The sequence below is a fragment of the Enterobacter cloacae complex sp. IR5422 genome (assembly GCF_049238165.1).
Taxonomy (GTDB): Bacteria; Pseudomonadota; Gammaproteobacteria; order Enterobacterales; family Enterobacteriaceae; genus Enterobacter; species Enterobacter roggenkampii.
The window spans coordinates 1-25,011 of the sequence record NZ_JBMKHT010000056.1 but is presented as its reverse complement, the minus strand read 5'-3'; the positions used below and the strand labels follow the sequence as shown (position 1 = coordinate 25,011).

27 protein-coding genes are annotated in these 25,011 nt (G+C 56.7%); 18 read left to right on the top strand and 9 right to left on the bottom strand.

The genetic code is table 11. From position 1 onward, the window contains the following. Nucleotides 1-468 precede the first annotated feature (468 nt). Nucleotides 469-1,422: a nickel/cobalt transporter gene (locus tag ACOTXT_RS20020; protein ID WP_055321469.1), complete on the top strand. Its 954-nt coding sequence runs from the start codon at nucleotides 469-471 to the stop codon at nucleotides 1,420-1,422. A 32-nt stretch (nucleotides 1,423-1,454) separates the two neighbouring features. Here the strand turns inward: ACOTXT_RS20020 and proP are convergent, their stop codons facing one another. Then, nucleotides 1,455-2,957: a glycine betaine/L-proline transporter ProP gene (gene proP / locus ACOTXT_RS20015; RefSeq protein WP_008500072.1), complete on the bottom strand. Its 1,503-nt coding sequence runs from the start codon at nucleotides 2,955-2,957 to the stop codon at nucleotides 1,455-1,457. Nucleotides 2,958-3,607: 650 nt separating this feature from the next. On the opposite strand from proP, the gene kdgT reads away from it, so the two are divergent. Further along, nucleotides 3,608-4,600 (top strand): 2-keto-3-deoxygluconate transporter, encoded by a 993-nt coding sequence (gene kdgT / locus ACOTXT_RS20010; RefSeq protein ID WP_008500071.1) that lies wholly within the window; start codon nucleotides 3,608-3,610, stop codon nucleotides 4,598-4,600. Between the two features lie 57 nt (nucleotides 4,601-4,657). Here kdgT and ACOTXT_RS20005 read toward each other — a convergent pair whose 3' ends face one another. Together ACOTXT_RS20005 and crfC are read right to left on the bottom strand one after the other, a co-directional pair. Beyond that, on the bottom strand, nucleotides 4,658-5,533 hold the full coding sequence (locus ACOTXT_RS20005) for a diguanylate cyclase regulator RdcB family protein (protein ID WP_008500070.1): 876 nt from the start codon (nucleotides 5,531-5,533) through the stop codon (nucleotides 4,658-4,660). Then, nucleotides 5,530-7,875, bottom strand: coding sequence for a clamp-binding protein CrfC (gene crfC / locus ACOTXT_RS20000; RefSeq protein WP_021242912.1), 2,346 nt, complete (start codon nucleotides 7,873-7,875; stop codon nucleotides 5,530-5,532). The genes ACOTXT_RS20005 and crfC overlap by 4 nt, the downstream gene beginning before the upstream one ends. A gap of 594 nt (nucleotides 7,876-8,469) precedes the next feature. Between crfC and ACOTXT_RS19995 the strand changes: the two genes are divergently transcribed. The 16 genes from ACOTXT_RS19995 (at nucleotide 8,470) to phnP (ending at nucleotide 20,302) form a co-directional block, all read left to right on the top strand. Beyond that, entirely contained in the window at nucleotides 8,470-8,805 is a 336-nt protein-coding gene (locus tag ACOTXT_RS19995) for a zinc ribbon domain-containing protein YjdM (RefSeq protein WP_008500067.1), read from the top strand. Between the two features lie 122 nt (nucleotides 8,806-8,927). Beyond that, nucleotides 8,928-9,368 carry a VOC family metalloprotein YjdN gene (gene yjdN / locus ACOTXT_RS19990; RefSeq protein ID WP_055321468.1) on the top strand — a complete coding sequence of 147 codons (441 nt, stop codon included), beginning with the start codon at nucleotides 8,928-8,930 and terminating at the stop codon, nucleotides 9,366-9,368. Nucleotides 9,369-9,541: 173 nt separating this feature from the next. Further along, complete coding sequence (gene phnC / locus ACOTXT_RS19985) at nucleotides 9,542-10,330, top strand: phosphonate ABC transporter ATP-binding protein (RefSeq protein ID WP_023618659.1); 789 nt, start codon at nucleotides 9,542-9,544, stop codon at nucleotides 10,328-10,330. Nucleotides 10,331-10,354: 24 nt separating this feature from the next. Beyond that, nucleotides 10,355-11,371, top strand: coding sequence for a phosphonate ABC transporter substrate-binding protein (gene phnD / locus ACOTXT_RS19980; protein ID WP_055321467.1), 1,017 nt, complete (start codon nucleotides 10,355-10,357; stop codon nucleotides 11,369-11,371). Nucleotides 11,372-11,473: 102 nt separating this feature from the next. Further along, nucleotides 11,474-12,253, top strand: a complete 780-nt coding sequence (gene phnE / locus ACOTXT_RS19975; protein WP_021242916.1) for a phosphonate ABC transporter, permease protein PhnE — start codon at nucleotides 11,474-11,476, stop codon at nucleotides 12,251-12,253. Between the two features lie 20 nt (nucleotides 12,254-12,273). After that, nucleotides 12,274-12,999, top strand: a complete 726-nt coding sequence (gene phnF / locus ACOTXT_RS19970; protein ID WP_023326523.1) for a phosphonate metabolism transcriptional regulator PhnF — start codon at nucleotides 12,274-12,276, stop codon at nucleotides 12,997-12,999. Then, entirely contained in the window at nucleotides 13,000-13,452 is a 453-nt protein-coding gene (gene phnG / locus ACOTXT_RS19965; protein WP_021242917.1) for a phosphonate C-P lyase system protein PhnG, read from the top strand. It abuts the gene before it with no gap. Next, entirely contained in the window at nucleotides 13,449-14,033 is a 585-nt protein-coding gene (gene phnH / locus ACOTXT_RS19960; RefSeq protein WP_421625421.1) for a phosphonate C-P lyase system protein PhnH, read from the top strand. Before phnG ends, phnH begins: the two co-directional genes overlap by 4 nt. Further along, entirely contained in the window at nucleotides 14,033-15,097 is a 1,065-nt protein-coding gene (locus ACOTXT_RS19955) for a carbon-phosphorus lyase complex subunit PhnI (RefSeq protein ID WP_021242918.1), read from the top strand. Before phnH ends, ACOTXT_RS19955 begins: the two co-directional genes overlap by 1 nt. After that, nucleotides 15,090-15,935 carry an alpha-D-ribose 1-methylphosphonate 5-phosphate C-P-lyase PhnJ gene (locus tag ACOTXT_RS19950; protein WP_008500058.1) on the top strand — a complete coding sequence of 282 codons (846 nt, stop codon included), beginning with the start codon at nucleotides 15,090-15,092 and terminating at the stop codon, nucleotides 15,933-15,935. Before ACOTXT_RS19955 ends, ACOTXT_RS19950 begins: the two co-directional genes overlap by 8 nt. Beyond that, nucleotides 15,932-16,687 carry a phosphonate C-P lyase system protein PhnK gene (phnK, locus tag ACOTXT_RS19945; protein WP_008500057.1) on the top strand — a complete coding sequence of 252 codons (756 nt, stop codon included), beginning with the start codon at nucleotides 15,932-15,934 and terminating at the stop codon, nucleotides 16,685-16,687. The genes ACOTXT_RS19950 and phnK overlap by 4 nt, the downstream gene beginning before the upstream one ends. A gap of 58 nt (nucleotides 16,688-16,745) precedes the next feature. Next, the gene (gene phnL, locus ACOTXT_RS19940) at nucleotides 16,746-17,426 is read left to right on the top strand and encodes a phosphonate C-P lyase system protein PhnL (protein ID WP_032664718.1); all 681 of its coding nucleotides are present in this window, start codon (nucleotides 16,746-16,748) and stop codon (nucleotides 17,424-17,426) included. Then, nucleotides 17,423-18,559, top strand: coding sequence for an alpha-D-ribose 1-methylphosphonate 5-triphosphate diphosphatase (gene phnM / locus ACOTXT_RS19935; RefSeq protein ID WP_032675791.1), 1,137 nt, complete (start codon nucleotides 17,423-17,425; stop codon nucleotides 18,557-18,559). Before phnL ends, phnM begins: the two co-directional genes overlap by 4 nt. Next, on the top strand, nucleotides 18,556-19,107 hold the full coding sequence (gene phnN / locus ACOTXT_RS19930; RefSeq protein WP_031275336.1) for a ribose 1,5-bisphosphokinase: 552 nt from the start codon (nucleotides 18,556-18,558) through the stop codon (nucleotides 19,105-19,107). The genes phnM and phnN overlap by 4 nt, the downstream gene beginning before the upstream one ends. Next, a complete protein-coding gene (gene phnO, locus ACOTXT_RS19925; RefSeq protein ID WP_045371472.1) occupies nucleotides 19,100-19,534 on the top strand; it encodes an aminoalkylphosphonate N-acetyltransferase in 435 nt (144 codons plus the stop codon). Before phnN ends, phnO begins: the two co-directional genes overlap by 8 nt. Nucleotides 19,535-19,543: 9 nt before the next feature. Continuing rightward, complete coding sequence (phnP, locus tag ACOTXT_RS19920) at nucleotides 19,544-20,302, top strand: phosphonate metabolism protein PhnP (RefSeq protein WP_333166315.1); 759 nt, start codon at nucleotides 19,544-19,546, stop codon at nucleotides 20,300-20,302. 82 nt (nucleotides 20,303-20,384) lie between these two features. Here phnP and yjdP read toward each other — a convergent pair whose 3' ends face one another. The 6 genes from yjdP to ACOTXT_RS19890 all read right to left on the bottom strand — a co-directional run. Beyond that, complete coding sequence (yjdP, locus tag ACOTXT_RS19915; RefSeq protein WP_021242926.1) at nucleotides 20,385-20,708, bottom strand: DDRRRQL repeat protein YjdP; 324 nt, start codon at nucleotides 20,706-20,708, stop codon at nucleotides 20,385-20,387. Nucleotides 20,709-20,800: 92 nt separating this feature from the next. Continuing rightward, nucleotides 20,801-22,585 carry a DUF2235 domain-containing protein gene (locus tag ACOTXT_RS19910; protein WP_055321463.1) on the bottom strand — a complete coding sequence of 595 codons (1,785 nt, stop codon included), beginning with the start codon at nucleotides 22,583-22,585 and terminating at the stop codon, nucleotides 20,801-20,803. After that, nucleotides 22,585-23,103, bottom strand: a complete 519-nt coding sequence (locus tag ACOTXT_RS19905; protein ID WP_055321462.1) for a DUF3304 domain-containing protein — start codon at nucleotides 23,101-23,103, stop codon at nucleotides 22,585-22,587. The genes ACOTXT_RS19910 and ACOTXT_RS19905 overlap by 1 nt, the downstream gene beginning before the upstream one ends. Beyond that, nucleotides 23,103-23,615, bottom strand: coding sequence for a DUF3304 domain-containing protein (locus tag ACOTXT_RS19900; protein ID WP_055321461.1), 513 nt, complete (start codon nucleotides 23,613-23,615; stop codon nucleotides 23,103-23,105). The genes ACOTXT_RS19905 and ACOTXT_RS19900 overlap by 1 nt, the downstream gene beginning before the upstream one ends. Next, nucleotides 23,585-24,451 (bottom strand): DUF4123 domain-containing protein, encoded by an 867-nt coding sequence (locus ACOTXT_RS19895; RefSeq protein WP_333166308.1) that lies wholly within the window; start codon nucleotides 24,449-24,451, stop codon nucleotides 23,585-23,587. Before ACOTXT_RS19895 ends, ACOTXT_RS19900 begins: the two co-directional genes overlap by 31 nt. A 3-nt stretch (nucleotides 24,452-24,454) precedes the next feature. Continuing rightward, nucleotides 24,455-25,011 (bottom strand): DUF2345 domain-containing protein (locus ACOTXT_RS19890; protein ID WP_421625420.1); only part of this gene is annotated, 557 nt, incomplete at its 5' end.

Sequence of the window (25,011 nt, the reverse complement as noted above, 5' to 3'; positions counted from 1 at the left end):
CGTAATGAATTACGCATGTTCACTCAGAGACTTGGTATTCATTTTTCGTCCGAGGACGTTAAGAATCCATGTCACTTTGAGTGCCCACACAGATTGTCTGATAAATTGTTAAAGAGCAGTGCAACGCGGCTTTCGCTCACCGTTGCGAGGTGGCGTATATTACGCTTTCCTCTTTCAGAGTCAACCCGTTATTTCAGGATTATTTCTCTTCAACCGACTGCGTTGTCTGTGAAGTGATTCACATCCGCCGTGTCGATGGAGGCGCATTATAGGGAGTTCGCGAACGACCGCAACCGAAAAGTTGCAAAAAAATGACTGACTGCTGCATTCCCCAGCAAAACCCCGCCTTATACCCATTTATGCACAAAGTTATCCACAATTCTGCACGGATCCCAATGCGATCCCACGAACTGAGCGGGAAGATCAACTATACTGGCGGCAAATACTCTTCTCTGTGCAGGCCGCTTCATGACCACACAACGCCTCATCCGTGACTGGCGTCTCCCTACCGCTGGGTTGATGCTGCTGGCAATGTTTTTTGCCGGTTTTACCCTGCATACGCACTGGAACACCTTTATCCAGTGGTGTCTTGCCTCGCAAATTACCCTGCACCGGTATCTGGTGATGTACCTGCTGCAGCTGAATAACCATCAGTACAGCGGCGGGTTATGGCTGTTAACGGGCGCTTTCCTTTATGGCGTACTCCACGCCATTGGCCCCGGGCACGGAAAATTCATTGTGACGACCTATCTGACTACCAATAAGGAAAGCGAGCTGGCCGCCCGGGTCGTCCCTTTCCTGGGCAGCCTGATGCAGGGCGTCAGCGCCATTCTGTTTGTCTTTATCCTGGCGGTAGGGTTTAACCTCGCCTCAGGGGATATCAGTACCAGCCGCTGGTATGTGGAGAAGGTCAGCGCAGTGCTTATTGGCGCATTCGGCGCATTTGTCATTTACCAGGCGCTGAAGAGCCTGCGCCCGCGCAGGATGTCTGTCTCTGCCATTAAGCCGCTTCATCAGCACGACGAACACTGTGGCTGCGGTCATCACGGCGTAGGTGCAGACCTGACGCAGGGCGACTGGAAAACTCGTCTGGGCGTAATTCTGGCGATCGGCGCACGCCCGTGCAGCGGGGCGATCATGATCCTGATGTTCTCCAACGCGCTGGGCATTGTTACCTGGGGGATGGCCGCAGTCATGACTATGTCTCTGGGAACCGCGCTTTCTATTATGGGGCTTTCACTGGCTGTACGTTACGCCCGCGAACGCACGGTGGCCTGGTTCGGAGAAAGCGCCTCGTTAAAATGGCTGGTGCCGGCCGTCAAAATTGCCGGAGGGATAGTCCTGATCCTGTTCGCGACGGTGCTGTTCCTGACGGTGATCCCCATCAGCGCCAATGGCGACTACATCGCCGCAGGATGCTAATAAAAGAAAACCCGCCAGCGGCGGGTTTTTTGTTACTCGTTGATGCGTGGATGCTGATCCACCAGTCGGGAACGTTTTTTCTGCAGTTCTTCAATCTCGGCGTCAATATCCTCAATCTTCTGCTCTACATTATCGTAGTGCTCACGGAGGATCTCTTTCGCTTCCTGGATATCCGATGCCGCAGGCGTTGCGCCTTTCAGAGGGCGATTCGCCGTCTCCTTCATGGTAATACCGGTAATCAAACCAATCACCGCGATCACCATCAGGTAATAAGCAGGCATCATCAGGTTCTGCGTGCTCTCCACCAGCGAGGCGGCAAGCGTCGGGGTCAGACCGGCAATCAGCACCGAGATGTTGAAGGCCGCGGCCAGCGCGCTGTAGCGAATATGGGTCGGGAACATCGCGGGCAGCGTTGAGGCCATCACCCCGATAAAGCAGTTAAGGATCACCGCCAGCATCAGCAGACCGGCAAAAATCAGCCCCAGTACATTACTGTTGATCAGAATAAATGCCGGGATGGCGAGGGCAAACAGCGCAACGCTTCCCAGAATAATGAACGGTCGACGACCAAAGCGGTCACTCAACAGGCCCATAATCGGCTGCACAAACAGCATACCCACCATGATGGCGATAATGATCAGCACACCGTGATCTTCCGAGTAGTGCAGGTTATGCGACAGATAGCTCGGCATGTAGGTCAGCAGCATGTAATAGGTCACGTTGGTAGAGATCACCAGACCGATACAGACCAGCAGGCTTCGCCAGTGCTTAGTGGCAATCTCTTTGAACGATACCTTCGGACCGTCCTGCAGCCCTTCGCGGTCACCCTGCTCCAGCTTATCAACGTGCTGCTGGAACGCAGGCGTCTCTTCAAGCGCATGACGCAGGTAGAGGCCAATGATCCCCAGCGGCAGAGCCAGGAAGAACGGGATACGCCAGCCCCAGTCGAGGAAGTTCTCTTCCCCCACTACGGTTGAAATCAGCACCACCACGCCCGCGCCCAGGACAAAACCGGCAATGGAGCCGAAGTCCAGCCAGCTTCCCATAAACCCGCGCTTACGGTCAGGAGAATACTCGGCAACGAAGATCGAGGCGCCAGTATATTCACCGCCCACGGAAAAGCCCTGTGCCATCTTACAGATCAGCAGCAGAATCGGCGCCCAAATGCCGATGGTGGCATAAGAAGGGATAAGACCGATACAGAATGTACTGATCGACATAATGACGATGGTGATAGCCAGGATCTTCTGACGACCATATTTATCACCGAGCATACCGAAGAACAGACCACCCAGCGGGCGAATCAGGAAGGGAACGGAGAACGTACCCAGTGCCGCAATCATCTGCAGGCTGGGATCGGCCCCGGGGAAAAACACTTTACCTAACGCATAGGCCACAAAGCCGTAGACACCAAAATCGAACCATTCCATCGCATTACCGAGCGAGGCTGCGGTAATCGCTTTACGCAGTTTGGCGTCATCAATAATGGTGACGTCGCGAAGCGTGATGGGTTTAATCTTTTTCCTTCTCAGCATAGCTATCCTCGTTGACTCGGCCCTGTCTGTTTCACAGTCCAGTGTGCGTTCTGTGAACCATGGGATCCGCTCCATGCGAATCGCCTTATTCAAGCGTAGCAGGTTTACTTACATTGACGTTTTACGTCGATACAACCGAACCTGTTGACGCCTGCCTGGGCAGTTAATGACCTTTTTACCCTACCAGCGTTTATATTTGTGATCAACTTCACACATATTTCAGCATCAGGTCAACTCAGTCCAGTATTTGTCAATCAGTGCAAATAAGCCCTTTCTCATCCCCGCCTCATGAGCTTTCTCACGCACGTCATGAGTTCTTTCGCAACAAAAAAACAAACCACGTTTACTCACATCCAATTTACATAAATTTTCTTCATCAGGAAGCCGCCGATAGTTTTACATTGAATATGTGACAAAGATAAATAAAACGATGTTTTATTTTGATTGAATCAATATTCCAATGATCGCATGATAAATCCGAATACAGCATTTCATGTGTTTTCCAATGAAGTTAATCGAGAGAAAACATTTATTTTCCTGGCGGGATTATCGAGAAACGCCACTCAAAAACAAATGCCAATCAATTGAATTTATTGACTAATTTTTAACACCGAACGCCCGTCCTGCGGGGTCAGATGTGAGGATTGTCCATGAAGATTAAAGCCACGATAGAACGCATACCCGGCGGTATGATGCTGGTTCCGCTGGTGCTGGGCGCCATCCTGAATACCCTTGCCCCTGATACCGGGGCTTATTTTGGTGGTTTCACAAAAGGCATGATAACGGGCACGGTTCCAATTCTTGCCGTCTGGTTTTTTTGTATCGGTGCATCCATTAATTTGCGGGCGACCGGTACCGTATTACGGAAATCCGGCACGCTGGTAATAACCAAAATAGCGGTAGCCTGGGCGGTGGCGATGATATGCGCGATGTTCATCCCGGAGAATGGAATTCAGACCGGGTTCTTCGCGGGGTTATCGGTGCTGGCGATTGTCTCCGCGATGGATATGACTAACGGCGGATTGTACGCCAGCCTGATGAACCAGTACGGGACGAAAGAAGAGTCCGGCGCATTTGTCTTGATGTCTCTCGAATCAGGCCCGCTGATGACGATGCTGATCCTGGGGTCCGCTGGCCTGGCCTCTTTTGAACCCCACCACTTTGTCGGCGCAATCCTGCCCTTCCTGATCGGCTTTGCCCTTGGCAACCTCGATCACGATCTGCGTGATTTCTTCAGCAAAGCCACGCCGGTGCTGATCCCGTTCTTCGGCTTCGCGCTGGGGAACACCATCAACCTGAAGGTTATCCTTGATACCGGCCTGCTGGGTATTGTGCTGGGTGTCGCCGTAATCGTCATTACCGGTATTCCGCTGATCGTTGCCGACCGCGTGATCGGGGGAGGAAACGGCACGGCGGGCGTCGCCGCCTCTTCAGCCGCAGGCGCTGCCGTCGCCAACCCGGTGATTATTGCCCAGATTAACCCGGCCTTCGAACCGGTAGCCGCTTCAGCGACGGCGCTGGTTGCCGCCAGCGTGATTGTCACTGCGCTACTGGTGCCGATCATCACGGCGCTATATGCGAAACGCTACGCCAATGCTCCCGAGCAGAATATCGAACGAAAAGCGGTCGAACTCCGCCATTAACACACCCCACCAAACCCTCCCCTCTTCCCTGCGGGGAGAGGGTGAGGGGTAAGGGATTTACCCAAAAATCTCTTCCACCATCCCGTCCACCAGCCGTTTTGCCGAACAGAGCCTCGGCATCCCCAGTGCGACGGTCTGCCAGTTTTGCGTCACTGACCAGCTCACCGGATGCTTATCCGCCTGACACCAGTCCCCCAGCCAGCCCAGCATGTCTTTATGATCGATCGATCCGGGAGAAGCAGGCGCTGTCAGCCACTGGTGATAAAAATGGCGGGTCGTGGGTGAGGCATTAATGCCCTGCGCCAGATAGTTAGCCGCCATGCTGCGCAGGTTATCCTTAAGCATGGCCGCCACATCTTCTTTCGCGAGGCGGCATGCGTCGCCAAATGCTCCCCAGCGCAGCTCTTCCAGAACGATAAAACAGCGCCCGGCCAGCGACCAGCCATCATAATGTCCGGCCCGCCAGCGGGTAAAAATTTGCTCGCTGTGCTCACCCGCCTGCACCGTTAGCCCGCGCTGGGTCAGCGCCTTTTCTTTCCAGGCTGCGCGTTGAGTAAAATGAGACACCAGATCGGCGTACTGCTGCGTCAGTCCGGGAGACTGCAGGGTGCGCGGGTGAGTCTGCTGACGCAGCGCAATCAGCTTCTCTGCCATCAGCGTCAGCGCGAGATGGCCCGGATCAAGCATCCCGGCCAGCTTTTCCGCCAGCCCCAAGCGCAGCGCCGCATTTTCATTGAGCATCCCCGCCATCGCCCAGGGGCGTAGCCGGGTATGCGTCATGATTTCCTGCGTCAAACGCTCGCGAAACTGCAGCTGCTGTGGTCCCAGGCGAGGATGACGCGCCGCGTCTCCCCCCTGCACCAGATCGACCATAAATTTTGGATTAATACACTCCAGCGTTCGCCCGGGGCCGTCCAGTAGTGGTGTTGTCATGGTTGCTCTGCCGCGAATAGAGTTTGAATATCATCGCGTAACAGTCGGGTATCTTCCTGTATCCACGTCGCAGTAGTGATGCTTTGCTTCAACAACTGGCAGAGCGCTCGGGTTGAGTGCTCATTTTGCTGACGCACTGCGAGGCTATCACGCAAGCTTTCCTGTAACCCGGTCAGGCACAACGAAAATTCTGCAAAGAACGTCGCCATTCCTGCCGTAACAGAGACATCGACCTGCGCGGACAAAGCTTTACGTATTTGTTCACAAAACTGATCAATATGTTGCTTAAATTTGTCATGTAGCTGCGCAATGTCGATAACATAGCGCGTGCGCGTTTCCACATACTCGTCCCAGCCCCAGCCAGGATTATTGAGCCAGCGAGAGACCGTTTCGCGCATGCTGCTCCCGCCGGAAGGCGGGGCGGCCTGGCTGTCGTCCTGCGCAATCGCATCGTTAAACAGCGCTCGCGTATTGAAGTTAAGCTGGCTTGCCTGAAACGCCGGGAAGCTGATGCGCGCCCGAAAACCCGCATGGCTCAGATGCTCTTTAATACGCGTTTCGATGGGACGCATGGCTTCGTTAAGAGAACGCGCCAGCGTGGACTCCAGCTGATCGAAGCGTAACGCCAGCTCCCGGCCGATCTTCGTCTGGGCATCCAGCATCACCCGCTCGCAGGAGGCGCGTAATTTACTCAGCGCAATCTGCGCCTGCCCTTCATCGTCCAGCACCAGCTGCTTCACCCTCTCACCGCGAAGTTGCTGCCGTTCGGTGCCTGCCGAATCAAGAATCGGGGGCGTGCTGAACACCTGGTCAATCGCCTGGTGAAGCGCGGTTTTTTGGGATCCCATAAAGTCCGCGGTGGCGTTCAGCGCTTCCTCAACCTCGTGTTTCACCTCATCGCTCACCACGCGCTGACGCGTCTGCAAAAGCGCCATGTCCTCTTCCAGACGTGCGATATTCAGCTCCAGCGCCTCAAAGGCCACCGTCAGCCCCTGATAGCGGAAATCGAGATACTCGCGGGCGTTTTGCGCGTAGTTAAGAAGCTTATGCGAGGCCGAACGCAGCGCGTAGAGCGAGGCATTGGCATAGGCGGCGTAAATCAGTTTCCGTATCGGTTGCTCGAAGAGCGAATCTTCCCAGAGCAAATCGGCAGAATGTCGGATATGGTCGATATCGTCCAGGTCCGCCGTACGCCAGCGACGTCCGAGTGCGGCTTCGGCAAAATCCTGCACCCAGGGTTGCTCCTGATGATCCGGCAGTCGTCCATGCGAACTTAGCTCATAGCGCGCGCGGTTCGCCAGATACGCCCACATGGACGACACGGGGTAAATCTGGCCGGGCGAAATATTGCCTTTCATTAAGGTGCCGGAGATCATCGCCCGAATCTGTTCTTCATCATCGCTATTGCGATCTTTCTGATCGAATTTATTGACCAGCGCATACAGCGGCACCGATTTTCCCGCCGCGGAAATCGCCTGGCGGACTTCTTCATCAGAAATGGATTTAAGCTGGGTATAATCCATTACGGCCAGCACCGCCGATGCGCGGGACAACTGCTCGCTGAGCATTTTTTGCAGATGCGGCTGTCCGGCCTCGTTCGGCCCGGGCGTATCGAGCAGCGTCAGCTGCCCGAGGTGGGCATCCAGGCCCGCAAGATGCACGAACTCCACTTCAATCACCGGGATATGTTCAATAGCCGTATATTCAGAGAACGGAAACTCCACACCCAGCGCCTGGGAAAGTCTCACCAGATCGTTGAGGCTTTTCAGACAATGAAATATCGGCTGCGCGCCCAGGTGATGCTTCTCAAACGCTTCCCCTTTTTCAATGCGCTCCAGCAGCGTATTCATGTCTTTATCAATTTCCAGACGCTGAGCCAGCTTCCCGCGGTCGTAATCACAGAGCTGTTTCTGAAGCAGTTGGATCAATTCATCAATCGGGGAGGCATGAGAGAAATGCAGCACCGGTTCCTTCTGACCCGGCGTGTGGCGAATCAACGTCGGAAGCGCCGTCATTGGACGATTGCGGTTCGGCAACACTTCGGTACCCACAATCGCATTAATGGTGGTCGATTTCCCCGCTTTCATGGTGCCAACAATGGCCAGGACCATTTCCAGCCGGGTTATTTTGCGTAATTCATTATTCAGCATCGCCTGCTGGGCGTCGACACCGCGCGCGCTAAAATGCAAAGGTAAAACGTTGTTTGTTTCGCCAGTAATAGCAGCCTCTGTGCTCTCCAGCATCTCAGTGGGCATTGATTTCAACGTATCAAGATTTTGCAGGGCAAGCTGTAACAAACGCTCGGCTTCCTGGCTTAATTCAAAAATGGTCTGTGTGTGCATGATAAAAGCCTTTCCTTAACGCAAATTTATTACTTTTATTAAGCCACTGGTTTTAATTATGTTGTTCAGGCTTATATGATCACGTGTGGAAAACATGTTCGCCGAAATATAACTGATTGAAGATAATCAGGAATAATTCCCTATCCTTGCATGGCGTGTAGAACTCTTCTCCAGGCCTGATAGCCAAAAGAAAAAAGCGTAGCCCATTTTTAAGAAACTTCAGGATATATCACCATTATTTACCCACCTAAAAAGAGAGGTAATGCACCACTGCCATAAGATATGTATGGCAGCAAAGTCCGGAGATAAATAACAATGTGTCGCTTCACCTTATCCGAAATGGCAGAGCGTAGCAATTTGCTGCAATAAAATATTCGATATATTTATCGTCATTTCTTCCCACCGTGTTAATGGACATAAGCTTCGCGTAACTGACTGACAGAACGTGTCACTCCCGATACGCTTTTTGGCTTTTTTAATTCACAATATCACCGACAACGGTGTGGATTTGCGCTATACTTGCCGCCTTTTTCGGCACCCTGCCGTCATTTAGCTGGCACTTTCCAGCGCGTTTACACTTTTGAGGATACCGATATGTCTCTCCCACACTGCCCAAAATGCAATTCTGAATACACCTATGAAGATAATGGCATGTTCATCTGCCCGGAATGCGCTCATGAATGGAATGATGCCGAGCCGGCTCAGGATGCTGATGCGCTCATCGTAAAAGATGCGAACGGCAACCTGCTGGCGGACGGTGACAGCGTTACCGTCGTTAAGGACCTGAAGGTGAAAGGCAGTTCTTCCATGCTGAAGATCGGCACCAAAGTGAAGAATATCCGTCTGGTTGAAGGCGATCATAATATCGACTGCAAAATTGACGGCTTCGGTCCAATGAAACTGAAATCTGAGTTCGTGAAAAAGAACTGATTTTTCACCTGTACGCCCGGTAAGCGAAGCGCCACCGGGCGCTTTTGCCAGATGCGCTACGCTTATCCGGCCTACAAAAAAGAACTAAACTTAACGGGCTTTTCTTACGTGAGGTAAAGATTATGCCGTTAAGTCCCTACATCTCTTTCGCCGGCAACTGCGCTGAGGCGACCGCCTTTTACCAGCAAGCCGTCGGCGCAGAACTTCTCTATAAAATTACCTTCGGCGAAATGCCAAAAAGCGATAACAGCGAAGAAGGCTGTCCGTCCGGTATGCAGTTTCCGGATTCGGCTATCGCCCACTCCAACGTCCGCATTGCGGGCAGCGATATCATGATGAGCGACGGGATGCCGCCCGGCAGCAACGCGCAGTACGCGGGCTTTACGCTGGTTCTCGACACGCAGGATGTGTCAGAAGGCAAGCGCTGGTTCGACAACCTCGCCGCGGGCGGGAACATCGACATGGCGTGGCAGGAGACCTTCTGGGCGCACGGTTTCGGTAAAGTCACCGACAAATACGGCGTGCCGTGGATGATTAACGTCGTCAAGCAACAAACGTCGTAGGCAGAACACGCGCAGCGCAGCCGGCAACCGCGACCGGTGGCGCTGCGCTGACCGGGCCTACGATGATTGTCATCAAACTCCGCTCAACTCTTCAAACTCCCGCAACCTGCACTTAACCCAAATGTCACATTGATGCGCCAGCATGAGGCCACATTTATCGTGAGGCCCAGCACATGCAAACTGTCATCCGCGTCGAGAAACTGAGCAAGACCTTCAATCATAACAAGGCTCTGCATGCCGTTGATCTGACCGTCCGGCAGGGCGACATGGTGGCGCTTCTCGGGCCTTCTGGCTCGGGTAAATCCACCCTTCTGCGCCATTTGAGCGGGCTTATCACCGGCGATAAAACGCCGGAAAGCCACGTCGAGCTGCTGGGTAATACCGTACAGCGCGCCGGGCGTCTGGCGAGCGATATCCGCAAGAGCCGCGCCCAGACGGGCTACATCTTCCAGCAGTTCAACCTGGTAAACCGCCTGACGGTGCTGGAGAACGTGCTGATTGGCGCGCTCGGCAGCACCCCGTTCTGGCGCACCTGTCTGCGCTGGTTCACCCCTTCCCAGAAGCAGGAAGCCTTACAGGCGCTGACCCGCGTCGGTATGGCGCATTTCGCCCACCAGCGCGTCTCCACCCTGTCCGGCGGGCAGCAGCAGCGCGTGGCGATTGCGCGCGCGCTGATGCAGAAAGCGCAAATCATTCTTGCTGACGAACCCATCGCCTCGCTGGACCCGGAGTCCGCCCGCATCGTGATGGAGACCCTGCGCGACATTAACCAGAACGACGGCATTACCGTGGTGGTCACGCTCCATCAGGTGGATTACGCCCTGCGCTACTGCGAACGCATCGTCGCCCTGCGTCAGGGGCACGTGTTCTTTGATGGCGCGAGCCATCAGTTTGATAACGAACGTTTTGACCATCTCTACCGCAGCATTAACCGCGTCGAAGAGAACGCGCAGGCTGCTTAAATAAACCCGATCCGAGGAAAGTACATGAGCTACAAAGCCGTTGCCGCGCTGGCCTTTACCAGCATGTTCAGCCTCAGCACCCTGTTAAGCCCGGCGTATGCGGAAGAGCAGGAAAAAGCGCTGAACTTCGGCATTATTTCGACGGAATCACAGCAGAACCTGAAACCTCAGTGGGAACCGTTCCTGAAAGATATGGAAACCAAGCTGGGGATCAAAGTGAACGCCTTCTTCGCCCCGGACTACGCGGGCATCATCCAGGGGATGCGCTTTAATAAAGTGGACATCGCCTGGTACGGCAACCTCTCCGCCATGGAAGCGGTGGACCGCGCGAATGGCCAGGTCTTTGCCCAGACCGTCGCGGCAGATGGCTCCCCGGGCTACTGGAGCGTACTGATCGTCAACAAAGACAGCCCGATCAACAACCTCAACGACATGCTCGCCAAACGCAAAGAGCTGACTTTCGGCAACGGCGATCCGAACTCCACCTCGGGTTACCTGGTCCCTGGCTACTACGTCTTCGCCAAAAACAACGCCTCCGCCAGCGACTTCAAGCGCACGGTAAACGCCAGCCATGAAACCAACGCTCTGGCCGTGGCCAACAAGCAGGTGGACGTTGCCACCAACAACACCGAGAACCTCGACAAGCTGAAGACGTCCGCCCCGGACAAGCTGAAAGAGCTGAAGGTTATCTGGAAATCCCCGCTGATCCCCGGCGACCCGATTGTGTGGCGTAAAAACCTGTCCGAAAGCACCAAGGACAAGGTGTACGACTTCTTTATGACCTACGGCAAAACGCCGGAAGAGAAAGCAGTTCTGGAACGTCTGGGCTGGGCACCGTTCCGCCCGTCAAGCGACCTGCAGCTGGTGCCGATTCGCCAGCTGGCGCTGTTTAAAGAGATGCAGGGCGTGAAGGACAACAAAGGCCTGAAGGTCGAGGAGAAGACCAGCAAAGTGGCCGCGATTCAGGCTCAGCTTGAAGACCTCGACCGCCTGACCGCCGCGCTCGGCGCGATGACCAGCGTGAATAAAGCGGTGCAGTAACGCTTTTCGCCCGGTGGCGCTGCGCTTACCGGGCCTACATTTTGGATCGTAGGCCGGATAAGCGTAGCGCCATCCGGCACACAAAGACCTGCGGAGTAACACATGCAAACCATCACCCTCCCGCCGCCGAAGCGCAGCTGGTTCTCGCTCATAAGCTGGGCCATCCTGCTGGCGGTGCTGGTTATCTCCTGGAAGGGCGCGGAAATGGATCCGCTGCTGCTCTTCAAAGACGCGGGCAATATGGCGACCTTCGCCGCCGACTTCTTCCCGCCGGACTTCAGCCAGTGGCAGGACTACCTCAGTGAAATGGCGGTCACCCTGCAAATCGCCGTCTGGGGCACCGCGCTGGCCGTTATTCTCTCCATTCCGTTTGGCCTGATGAGCGCTGAAAACATCGTGCCGTGGTGGATATACCAGCCCATGCGCCGCCTGATGGACGCCTGTCGGGCGATCAACGAAATGGTCTTTGCGATGCTGTTCGTGGTCGCCGTCGGCCTCGGTCCGTTCGCGGGCGTCATGGCGCTGTTCATTCACACCACCGGCGTGCTCTCCAAGCTGCTTTCCGAGGCGGTCGAAGCCATCGAGCCCGGTCCGGTGGAAGGCATTCGCGCCACCGGCGCCAATAAAATCGAAGAGATCCTTTACGGCGTCCTGCCACAGGTGATGCCGCTCCTGATCTCCTACTCCCTGTACCGCTTTGAGTCCAACGTCCGCTCCGCCACCGTCGTCGGCATGGTCGGCGCAGGCGGGATTGGCGTCACCCTGTGGGAAGCGATTCGCGGTTTCCAGTTCCAGCAAACCTGCGCCCTGATGGTGCTCATCATCGTCACCGTCAGCCTGCTGGATTTCCTCTCTCAACGTTTGCGTAAGCACTTCATCTGAGAAGCGAGGCTTTGTTTTCTATGCACTTATCCAGACATCCGACCAGTTACCCCACCCGCTGGCAAGAGATCGCGGCAAAGCTCGAAGTGGAGCTGCGCACGCACTACCGCTGCGGAGACTACCTTCCTGCCGAGCAGCAGCTTGCTGACCGCTATGAGGTGAACCGACACACCCTGCGCCGCGCCATTGACCAGCTGGTCGAGCGCGGCTGGGTGCAGCGCCGTCAGGGCGTGGGCGTGCTGGTGCTGATGCGCCCGTTCGACTACCCGCTTAACGCCCAGGCGCGCTTTAGCCAGAACCTGCTGGATCAGGGCAGCCACCCGACCAGCGAAAAGCTGCTCTCGGTGCTGCGTCCGGCCTCCAGCCACGTGGCGGACGCGCTGGGTATTCAGGAGGGCGACAACGTCATCCACCTGCGCACGCTGCGCCGGGTCAACGGCGTCGCGGTGTGCCAGATCGATCACTACTTCGCGGACCTCACCCTCTGGCCGGTGCTGCAGAATTTCTCCAGCGGATCGCTGCATGATTTTCTCCAGAATGCGACAGGCATTGCGCTGAAACGCACCCAGACGCGCATCAGCGCCCGCCGCGCGCAGGCGAAAGAGAGCAAGGTGCTGGAGATCCCCAATATGGCCCCGCTGCTCTGCGTGCGCACCCTCAACCACCGTGACGGCGAGATCGACGCGACGGAATACTCCGTCAGCCTGACCCGCGCCGACATGATCGAATTCACCATGGAGCACTGAATGCACTTCGACACCGCCACCCGACAGCGCTGGATGCGCGTGCTGGCCCACAGCCAGCCTGCTGCGCTCTCTGCCCGCATGAACGCCCTTAGCCTGGCTCCCGGGTACGACCTCCTCCGCGCGCCGGAGATCGGCCTCGTTCAGATCCAGGCGCGCATGGGCGGCACCGGCGAGCGCTTCTTCGCCGGGGATGCCACCCTCACCCGCGCAGCGATCCGCCTGCACAGCGGCACGCTGGGCTACGGCTACGTGCTGGGGCGTGATAAAGCGCACGCCGAGCGCTGCGCGGTCATCGACGCGCTTTTACAGGAACAACCGCATTTCCAGACGCTGATGGAAACCCTTATTTCCCCGCTGGAGGCCGACCGCGCCGCACGCCTTGCCGCGCGTCAGGCCGAAGTGAATACCAGCCGGGTCGACTTCTTTACGCTCGTTCGCGGAGACAACGCATGACGCTTCAACCCGCTTTTACCCTGGCCGTCCAGGATGCCCAACACAGTTTTCGTCGCCTGCTAAAAGCCATGAGCGAGCCGGGCGTGATTGTCTCGCTGCACCAGCTCTCTCAGGGCTGGCTGCCGCTGAACCTGGCGACAACCTGCGTGCTGCTGACGCTTGCCGATAACGATACCCCGGTATGGCTTTCGGGCGCGCTGTCGAACGATATCGCCAACCAGAACCTGCGTTTTCACACCGGCGCCCCGCTTGTTGAACAGCCGCAGCAGGCAATCTTTGCCGTGGCCGACGAACAAATCAGCCATGAACAGCTGAATGCCCTGAGCGAAGGCACCGCCGTCGCCCCGGAAACCAGCGCCACGCTGATTTTGCAGGTCGCCAGCCTGAGCGGCGGTCGCATGCTGCGCCTGACGGGCGCAGGCATCGCCGACGAGCGCATGGTCGCGCCGCAGCTGCCGGAGTGCATCATTCACGAGCTGACCGAGCGCCCGCACCCGTTCCCGCTGGGCATTGACCTGATCCTGACCTGCGGCGAGCGCCTGCTGGCCATCCCGCGGACCACCCACGTGGAGGTGTGCTGATGTACGTTGCCGTCAAAGGGGGCGAAAAAGCGATCGCCGCCGCCCATGCGCTGCAGGCGCACAGACGACGGGGTGATGAACAGCTCCCTGAGCTGAGCGTCGCCCAGATTGAACAGCAGCTTAATCTCGCCGTCGATCGGGTGATGACCGAGGGCGGTATCGCCGACCGCGAGCTGGCGGCGCTGGCCCTCAAGCAGGCCAGCGGCGATAACGTGGAAGCCATCTTCCTGCTGCGCGCCTACCGCACCACGCTGGCGAAGCTGGCGGTCAGCGAACCCATCAACACGGCGGAGATGCGCCTGGAGCGCCGCATTTCTGCCGTTTATAAAGACATTCCCGGCGGCCAGCGGCTCGGCCCTACCTATGACTACACCCATCGCCTGCTGGATTTTACCCTGCTGGCGAACGGCGAGGCGCCACGACTCAGTACCTCTGACGCCGAACAGGAACCGTCTCCGCACGTCTTCAGCCTGCTGGCGAAACAGGGCCTGGCGAAGGCGGAAGAGGACTCCGGCGCGCAACCGGATGACATCACCCGCACGCCGCCGGTTTACCCGTGCTCGCGCTCGTCCCGCCTGCAGCAGCTGATGCGCGGCGACGAGGGCTATCTGCTGGCGCTGGCCTATTCCACCCAGCGTGGCTACGGGCGCAACCACCCGTTTGCCGCCGAAATTCGCAGCGGCTATATCGACGTCGAAATCGTGCCGGAAGAGCTGGGTTTTGCGGTGAACGTCGGCGAACTGCTGATGACCGAGTGTGAAATGGTGAACGGTTTTGTCGCGCCCGAAAATGAAGACCCGCACTTTACCCGCGGCTACGGGCTGGTGTTTGGCCTCGGCGAACGCAAGGCGATGGCCATGGCGCTGGTCGACCGCGCCCTGCAGGCACCGGACTACGGCGAGCACGTTGCAGGCCCGGCGCAGGACGAAGAGTTTGTGCTGGCCCACGCGGATAACGTCGAGGCCGCGGGCTTCGTCTCGCACCTCAAGCTGCCGCACTACGTCGATTTCCAGGCCGAACTGGAACTGCTGAAACGCCTGCAACGGGAGCGCAAACATGGCTAACTTAAGCGGCTACAACTTTGCCTATCTGGATGAGCAAACCAAACGCATGATCCGGCGCGCCATCTTAAAAGCGGTAGCGATCCCTGGCTATCAGGTGCCGTTCGGCGGCCGAGAAATGCCGATGCCCTACGGCTGGGGGACGGGCGGCATCCAGATTACCGCCAGCGTGATCGGCGAGGCGGACGTGCTGAAGGTCATCGACCAGGGCGCGGACGACACCACCAACGCCGTATCGATCCGCACCTTCTTTCAGCGGGTAACGGGCGTCGCGACCACCGAAAAAACCGAAGACGCGACGCTGATCCAGACCCGCCACCGCATTCCGGAAACCCCGCTCACGGAAGATCAGATTTTGATTTTTCAGGTGCCGATCCCGGAGCCACTGCGCTTTATCGAGCCGCGCGAAACCGAAACCCGCACCATGCACGCGCTGGAAGAGTACGGCGTGATGCAGGTGAAGCTGTACGAGGATATCGCCCGCTTCGGCCATATCGCCACCACCTACGCCTACCCGGTGAAGGTCAACGGCCGCTACGTGATGGACCCGTCGCCGATCCCGAAATTCGATAACCCGAAGATGGACATGATGCCCGCCCTGCAGCTGTTCGGCGCCGGACGCGAGAAACGCATCTACGCCGTCCCGCCGTACACCCGTGTAGAGAGTCTCGATTTTGACGATCACCCGTTTACGGTGCAGGAGTGGGACGAGCCGTGCGCCATCTGCGGATCCAAACACAGCTACCTGGACGAAGTGGTGCTGGACGACACGGGCAAACGGATGTTTGTCTGCTCCGACACCGATTTCTGCCGCCAACAGAGCGAGGCGAACGGCCAATGAAACCGCTGCTTTCGGTAAATCACCTGACCCACCTGTATGCGCCGGGCAAAGGCTTCAGCGACGTGTCGTTCGAGCTGTGGCCGGGCGAAGTGTTGGGGATCGTCGGCGAGTCCGGCTCCGGCAAAACCACTCTGCTGAAATCCATCTCCGCGCGCCTGACGCCGCAGAACGGCGACATTTTGTATGAGGGCGCCTCGCTCTACGGCATGAGCGAGGCCGAGCGCCGCCGCCTGCTGCGCACCGAGTGGGGCGTGGTGCACCAGCATCCGATGGACGGCCTGCGCCGTCAGGTCTCTGCCGGAGGCAATATCGGCGAACGCCTGATGGCCACCGGCGCGCGCCATTACGGCAACATCCGCGCCACGGCGCAACACTGGCTGGAAGAAGTGGAAATCCCCGCCTCGCGTATCGACGACCTGCCCACCACCTTCTCCGGCGGCATGCAGCAGCGTTTACAGATTGCCCGCAATCTCGTCACCCATCCGAAGCTGGTGTTTATGGATGAACCCACCGGTGGGCTGGACGTCTCGGTGCAGGCCCGCCTGCTCGACCTGCTGCGCGGCCTGGTGGTAGAGCTGAACCTGGCAGTGGTGATTGTCACCCACGATTTGGGCGTCGCGCGCCTGCTGGCGGACCGCCTGCTGGTAATGAAGCAGGGTCAGGTGGTGGAAAGTGGGTTAACCGACCGCGTGCTCGACGATCCCCATCATCCGTACACCCAGCTTCTGGTGTCGTCCGTGTTGCAGAACTGAGGGGCTGTTGCCGGGTAAGGCGAAGCCGCCACCCGGCAAAACAAATCGCGAGGCCAACATGATCCACGTACAAAACGTAAGTAAGACCTTTGTGCTCCACCAGCAAAACGGCGTGCGTCTGCCGGTGCTGCAAAATGCCTCTCTGGAGGTTAATCGCGGCGAATGCGTGGTGCTGCACGGCCACTCCGGCAGCGGAAAATCCACCCTGCTGCGCTCCCTGTACGCCAATTATCTGCCCGACGAAGGCCATATTCATATTCGCCACGGCGATGAATGGATCGACCTGGTGCAGGCCCCGGCGCGTAAGGTGCTGGAGGTACGCCGCTCGACGATCGGCTGGGTGAGCCAGTTTCTGCGGGTGATCCCGCGGATCTCCGCCCTGGACGTGGTGATGCAGCCCTTGCTGGATCTTGGCGTACCGCGCGAAACCTGTGCCGCCAAAGCCGCCAGCCTGCTGACGCGCCTGAACGTGCCCGAGCGCCTGTGGCACCTTGCCCCGTCGACCTTTTCCGGCGGCGAGCAGCAGCGCGTCAATATCGCCCGCGGCTTTATCGTCGACTACCCGATTTTACTTCTGGATGAACCTACCGCCTCGCTCGACGTTAAAAACAGCGCGGCAGTGGTTGAGCTGATCGAACAGGCCAAAGCGCGCGGGGCAGCGATCGTCGGGATCTTCCACGACGAGAGTGTTCGCACCCGCGTCGCGGACAGGCTGCACCCAATGGGGACTCCCGCATGATTATCAATAACGTCAAGCTGATACTGGATAATGAAGTGGTTGACGGCTCGATTGAGATCCAGGACGGAACAATCCGCGCGTTTGCTGAAACCCAGAGCCGCTCGCCCGAGGCGATGGACGGCGACGGCGGCTGGCTGCTGCCGGGGCTGATTGAGCTGCATACCGATAATCTGGACAAGTTCTTCACCCCGCGCCCGAAGGTGGACTGGCCCGCGCATTCAGCGATGAGCAGCCACGACGCGCTGATGGTCGCCAGCGGCATCACCACCGTACTGGACGCGGTGGCTATTGGCGACGTGCGCGACGGCGGCGACCGTCTGGAGAACCTGGAGAAGATGATCAACGCCGTCGAGGAGACGCAAAAGCGCGGCCTCAACCGCGCCGAGCACCGCCTGCACCTGCGCTGCGAGCTACCGCACCACACTACCCTGCCGCTGTTTGAAAAGCTGGTCGGCCGCGAGCCGGTGTCGCTGGTCTCCCTGATGGACCACTCGCCGGGGCAGCGTCAGTTCGCCAACATTGAAAAGTATCGCGAATACTATCAGGGCAAATATTCTCTCAGCGACGCGGAGATGGCCCGTTATGAAGAAGAGCAGCTGGCGCTTGCGGCACGGTGGTCGCAGCCTAACCGTGTCCGAATTGCGGCGATGTGCCGGGACCGCAATATCGCGCTGGCCAGCCATGACGATGCCACGCACGATCATGTCCTTGAATCCCACCAGCTTGGCAGCGTGATCGCCGAATTCCCCACCACGTTCGAGGCGGCTGAAGCCTCCCGCAAGCACGGCATGAACGTCCTGATGGGCGCACCGAACATCGTGCGCGGCGGCTCGCACTCCGGCAACGTCGCGGCAAGCAAGCTCGCGTCCCTCGGCCTGCTGGATATTCTCTCGTCCGACTACTACCCCGCCAGCCTGCTCGACGCGGCGTTCCGGGTGGCCGACGACGAGGGCAACCGCTTTACGCTGCCCCAGGCGATTCGCCTGGTGACGAAAAACCCGGCCTCGGCGCTTAACTTGCAGGATCGCGGCGAGATAGCCGAAGGCAAGCGGGCGGATCTGGTGCTGGCCCACCGCAGGGGCGAGCACATCCATATTGACCACGTCTGGCGTCAGGGAAAGAGGGTGTTCTGATGGGAAGACTTATCTGGTTAATGGGGCCGTCCGGCTCCGGTAAGGACAGCCTGCTGTCCGCCTTACGGCAGCAGGAGCATCCGCAGCTGCTGGTGGCGCACCGCTACATTACCCGCGCGGCGAATGCGGGGAGTGAAAACCATATCGCCCTGAGCGAGCAGGAGTTTTTTACCCGTGCCGGGCAAAATCTGCTGGCGCTGAGCTGGCACGCCAACGGCTATTACTATGGGATCGGCATCGAGACCGATCTGTGGCTGCATGCGGGGTTCGACGTGCTGGTCAACGGTTCACGGGCGCACCTTTCGCAAGCGCGCGCACGCTATGGGGCGGCCCTGCTGCCGGTTTGCCTGCAGGTTTCACCGGACGTCCTGCGCAGCCGGTTGCAGAGCCGGGGTCGTGAATCCGCCCGTGAGATCGATCAGCGGCTTGCGCGTGCGGCGCGCTACACCCCGTCCGACTGCCATATCCTTAATAACGACGGAAGTTTGCTACAGTCAGTCGAGACCTTTTTATCGCTTATCCGTCAGAAGGAAAAACAGCATGCCTGACTGCACGCTTCGCCCCGCCACCGCCGACGATGCGCAAATCGTCTATGCGTTAATCTGCGAATTAAAGCAGGCCGAATTTGATCGCCAGGCGTTTCACGCGGGCTATCTTGCCAATCTGCAGGATCACAACATGCGCTACCAGCTTGCCGAACTGGACGGGCAGGTCATCGGCATGATCGGCCTGCACATGCAGTTTCACCTCCACCACGCACGCTGGATCGGCGAGATCCAGGAGCTGGTGGTGATGCCGCAGGCGCGCGGGTTAAAGGTGGGCAGCCAGCTGCTGGCCTGGGCGGAAGGGGTGGCACGAGAGGCCGGCGCGGAGCTGACCGAACTCTCCACCAGCGTGAAGCGCACCGACGCCCACCGTTTTTACGTCCGTGAAGGATATACGCAGAGCCATTTCCGATTCACCAAACCGCTGTAGAGGTGCGTTATGAGTCTGACAATCACGTTAACAGGAACCGGAAGCGCGCAACTCGTGCCGGTCTTTGGCTGCGACTGCGCGGCGTGCCGCCGGGCGCGCCTGCAGGATACCTATCGCCGTCGCCCCTGTAGCGCGGTGGTCAAATTCAACGATGCGGTGACCCTGCTGGATGCCGGTATTCCGCACCTGATGGACGACTGGGCCGCAGGCAGCTTTCAGCAGTTTTTGCTGACCCATTACCATATGGATCACGTCCAGGGACTCTTCCCCCTGCGCTGGGGCGTGGGCGCGACGATTCCGGTTTACGGTCCGCCGGACGAAGCAGGATGCGACGACCTGTTTAAACATCCGGGGATTCTGGATTTCAGCCATACGGTCGAACCGTTTGTGATGTTTGAGCTTCAGGGTATGCGGGTTACGCCCCTGCCGCTCAACCATTCGAAACTGACCTTCGGGTATTTGCTGGAGTCGGCCCACAGCCGCGTGGCCTGGCTGTCCGATACCGCCGGGCTGCCGGAAAAAACGGTGAAGTTCCTGCTTAACAATCAGCCGCAGACGATGATTATCGACTGCAGCCACGAACCGCGCGACGAGACGCCGCGAAACCATTGCGACTTAAATACCGTGATGGCGTTAAACGAAGTGATTGGCTGTCCGCAGGTGATCCTGACGCATATCAGCCATCAGTTTGACGTGTGGATGATGGATAACCCGCTGCCGTCCGGCATTGAAGCGGGGTATGACGGGATGGTGCTGGTTCTCGACTGAGTTTTGCCGGGTGGCGGCTGCGCCTTACCCGGCCTACGCGCCAGGGTTTCGTAGGCCTGCGTAAGCGAAGCGCCACCAGGCTTTAGCCTCGATCGTAATCGTCTTCCAACCTGCGCTCATCCTCTTCCAGACGGCGTCTGTCGTCATCCAGCTGGCGCTGACGCTCGTCTAAACGGCGGCGTCTGTCTTCAAGCTGCCGACGGCGATCGTCATACTGACGGCTATCCATGCGACGGTTATCGTCATAACGATCGTCATCATCGTTGCTGCGGCTGCTGCTGGGGTTATAGGCGTCGTTGATTGCCTGTTGAATATTGCCAATAGCATCATCAACGATATCGGCATGCGCCAGTTGGCTGGTGAGTGACAGCAGACCAAATAACAGAGCGGTAGAGTAACGTTTCATAAGGCCAGACTCGCAGGTGAACTGGCCTTAAGGTAATGAACAGCAGGGTGTGGGGGTAGCGGAGGAATCTCAAATTCTGTCGCCCCCATAACTCAGGTTTCAGGCTTTTCCATCGAGCGGATAACAAAAAAGTCCTGCGAGATACCTGCGCCTTTGTCCACCGTTTGCAGGTCGTGTACAAACCATGCGTACATCTCGGGTGGGGCAGTGTCGATCGGGAACGGCTGGGGTTTACCGAGATTTGCCGCGTGGAAGTAGTCGAGAAAACGCTTCGCACGCCACAGCGCCGGTCCATAAACGTTCGGAACGATTTCCCTGCGTCTGTCCATGGGGTTCTGTTCCATACTGTTTCGCATTCTTATCGCGGCATCTTTCACCTCATCAAGCCAGCCCCAGTTTTGCTGCAATACAGACAGTTCACTGGCGTACTGCCCGGCGGTCTCTTTCGCCTCCTGCGTAATGCCAACAAACCCTGCCGATGCGCCAGCAGAGGCGAGCGTATCGCCGCGCTGTTTTTCGTATCTCATACATTCAACGCGGTACAGGTAGTACTGTCGCCCCAGCCAGTCGATATAGCTGTCGAGGTGGCAGTTCTGGTTTCCCGTGCTTAATGAAGAAAAAGGTACCGCGCTCTGGTACGCTTTCGCCCATTGCAGGACGGACTGGTTTTTGATGTTGTCCTTGATGATGAAATATTCGGCAATCACGGGGTTGTTTTCGTTTAAGGTCTGGAAATCTGGAAAAGGCACACCCGCCATGGTCGCCTCACAGTACATCCTGTGTAGCGCAACGCGACAAAGCTCCGCACTGGGTTTCTGTTCGTCCGGTTTCAAGCCACCACCGATATCTTCAGCGCATCCCGGATAGAGCTCTTCCTTATGCACCGGGTTATCGCCGGTGCGGTACAGGCAGCGCCAGACGCGGGTTTCATGGGCGGCAACCAGATGCAGGCTTTTCTTTACTGCCCCTGGAAGAGAGGTCTCCTGTTCAATGGATTTATCCCCCAGCAATACGCTGATGCCTTTTACCGGCCCACCAAAAGCAGAGATGAAATAATCCACGCCATTGTTGTTGCTGGCTGCTGTGTGTCGCGAGCAGTCAAACAGGCCGGTAAAGACGATATCGACGGGAATGCCCAAATAAGTGTATTTGTCACCCTGTTTCTGGCAGAGTTCGTCCAGCAGGGTGTCGAGGAATTTACGTGCCAGGGTGGCACCAAGGTCGAAGCCGAACAGAGAGACAGAAATGAGTTTTACGGGAATGGGGCTGTCTGATTTTACTCTCTCAAAAAATCGTTCGAAGCGTGTTTTGGCCGAGGCGATGCGCGTATCAACGCCTGTTACCAGCATATCTGCGACGGCGGGGTTATCACGGATCCAGGGAGTGGCTTCAATACTGACTTTTTTAAGCGTTTCTTTAGTGATATTTTTCGCCAGTTTTTTCCATTCTGAGGGCTTAAGTAACTTCCCACCTTCGCTTTTCAATATTTCATACCAGCTGCCACCTTTAAGTAATTGTTCGCCAGCGTCTTTAGCCATTTCAATGGGCTGAGCTTTCAGATTATCTTGTACATTACTTCTGGTCCCATCCATTAATGCAGTGAGTTTGGTGGAAAGATCTTCATTAAAAGGGGTGCCGAGGCCAGATATGTAGACCGTATCGTAAGCCTCTCTTGACGTATTTTGTCTTTCGTCAGGAAATGCACGAAACAAACGGGCAATATTACTGAGTCGTTGCTCTGGCGCATCCTGTTCTATGTTCCTGTGAATACCATCGAAAAAGAAACCTACATGCCAGATGCGCGAACAATTGTGTAACCCGCTGTCTTCGGCCTGCTGGGCACGGTTCGCTGCAGAAATGAGGCTTTCTATATCCATTAGTTACTTTCCATTTTATTAGATTGTGTTTGTTCCGGACGTTTTTCATAAGGCGACCATGCGTTATCGCTCCATCCCAACAAGACTTTGTCACCCGGCAAAAAATGAACGTGTAAATCATTTTCGCCTTGCTTTCGTACCGGCATGGGTATTTCGATACGACGTGACTCTAACCTCATGCCTTTAAGATATTGCTCGTGAGTAATATCCAGCGTCCAGATAACCTCAGCCCTGTCCCCGCTGATGCTGCCGCAGCAGGTTGCTTTTCCACCGCCATGAGCAAATGCATTCGCACCTGCAACACCATTCACGCTAAATCCTAAAATTGGCCTGTCGAGCTCATTGTGAATAATCAGCGTTACCGGCCCCGATGGTGGCCCCCAAACCGCAGCCCACACCGACCAGCCAAGATAAATAACCACCGGCAGTAACAGCGCCCCCCAGATCCATTTTCTCCAGCGGGCATAAAAGCCATTTATGCCGCCGTCAATTTTTTCCAATCTACTGAAAAATCCCATTATTCAGTTTCCTTGTAATTGCTATGCTCTGGGCGTGATTCATAAGGTGACCATGCATTGTCACTCCATCCCAGCAGGACTTTGTCACCCGGCAGGAAATGAACGTGTAAATCATTTTCTCCTTTCTTTCGTTCTGGCATAGGCATTGTTATTCGGTGAATTTCTGTTCGTACCCCCGCTTTGTATTGCGCAAGTGTGTAATCTACAGTCCAGATAATTTCCGCCTTATCCCCGCTGATGCTGCCGCAGCAGGTGGCTTTTCCCCCGCCATGAGCAAATGCATTCCCCCCCGCCACGCCATTTACACTAAATCCTCTTATGGGCCTGTCAATTTCACTATGGATAATCAGCGTGACCGGCCCTGACGGCGGTCCCCAGACCGCAGCCCATACCGACCAGCCAAGATAAATAACCACCGGCAGTAACAACGCCCCCCAGATCCATCTTCCCCAGCGGGCATAACCTCGGTTAACTGCACCGTCTATTTTCTTATACGTTCTGAAGAATCCCATTCTGTATTTTCATCCCTGAGAGTGAGCCTGGTTGAATAATCATATTCCAGCGATACGTTTCCCTGAATCACTTTTTCGAGTGCAGCCTGAATATCATCTGACCCCAGGTTATTTTTTCCGCCATTAAGATAATAAAGAGCATAAAGTTTTTGCTCTGTACCCGCTTTCATTTTCGCTTCACTGGCCTTATTCAGTGCTTTTATCACCATGTCACGTTGAACACAGGCGGGAAAATGCTGGCTGGATGGCATTTTCTGCCACTCGGCTAACACTACGGCGACAACAGGTTTATCCGTGATGTGTTGCCATTCTTCATGCCTTAACCGTATGGCACTGCCTCTGGCATCTATCACCTCTGAAGCGGGAATGTGTATCTGCCGCCATTCATTTTCACCTGGCACCCACCACTGAAAAATCTCCCGGAATAATAGGCTATGCCACTCACGTTCCTTAAGGCCAGCCAGCAGACGAATGACATCGTGCATATAAAAACGCACTAAAGTCGCTGCTCCTTCCGGAGAAATAATTGTGCAGGCCGCAGAAAGCTGAACGGCTAACGCCCCTGCGGATCGTGAAGAGGCGATAACAGCAGTTAACCCCGGCGTTGAGGTAATACGGGCCTTTAACTCCTCTTTATCCCTTATTGCAAACAACCAGGGGCCATAATCTCTGGCTTCGGTAAGCTGTGGATGAAGATACAATGAATACATAACCGCTGCGTTTTCGTTATAAAAAGCCTGAAAAGCTTCCGTTGTTTGCGCCCCACCTTCCAATAACAGAAATAAATGTGCGTTTTTCGATTCCGGTAACGCCTGGATCATATTTGTGGCATTCATTTTCTACGCTCCCTGAACAATAGCGTCATTGGCTTTGATGGCATTGAGGAGGCACTCGATGCAAATCGTTCCGCTAAGCGGTGGATACTGACCGGGAAGCAACGGAATGGGTAGTGGCATGGTGGCCGGAGCCGCCGCCATTGTTCTCTTTGTTCTCCGCAGGTACATCGCCGTCGTGCCATACTCCACCTTTCCCGCCTCCAGCCGCAGGTAGCTTCCGCCCCCAATCAGCGTGATGCGTTTTTTCCCGGCGAAGGAGATGTCACTCGCCGAGCTCAGCGTCAGCTTCTGCTCCGCAAAGAGTCGCAGGCTGGCGTTTTGCGCCTGGACATCCACCGGCCCTTCCGACGCCTTCAGGCTCAGCTGCCCCTCCCGCGCAAACAGCCCGAGTTTTTCACCCGCCAGCGCCGTCATATTGCCCATGACACCGGCACTGATATCCCCGCCCGCATTAATGGCGACGTTCTTCGCGGCCGTCATCTGCAGGTGCTCCCCGCTGGTCAGGGCCATTCCTTCCGGAGCGGACATCAGCAGCGCCTCATTGAGCGGCTTCAGCCGCT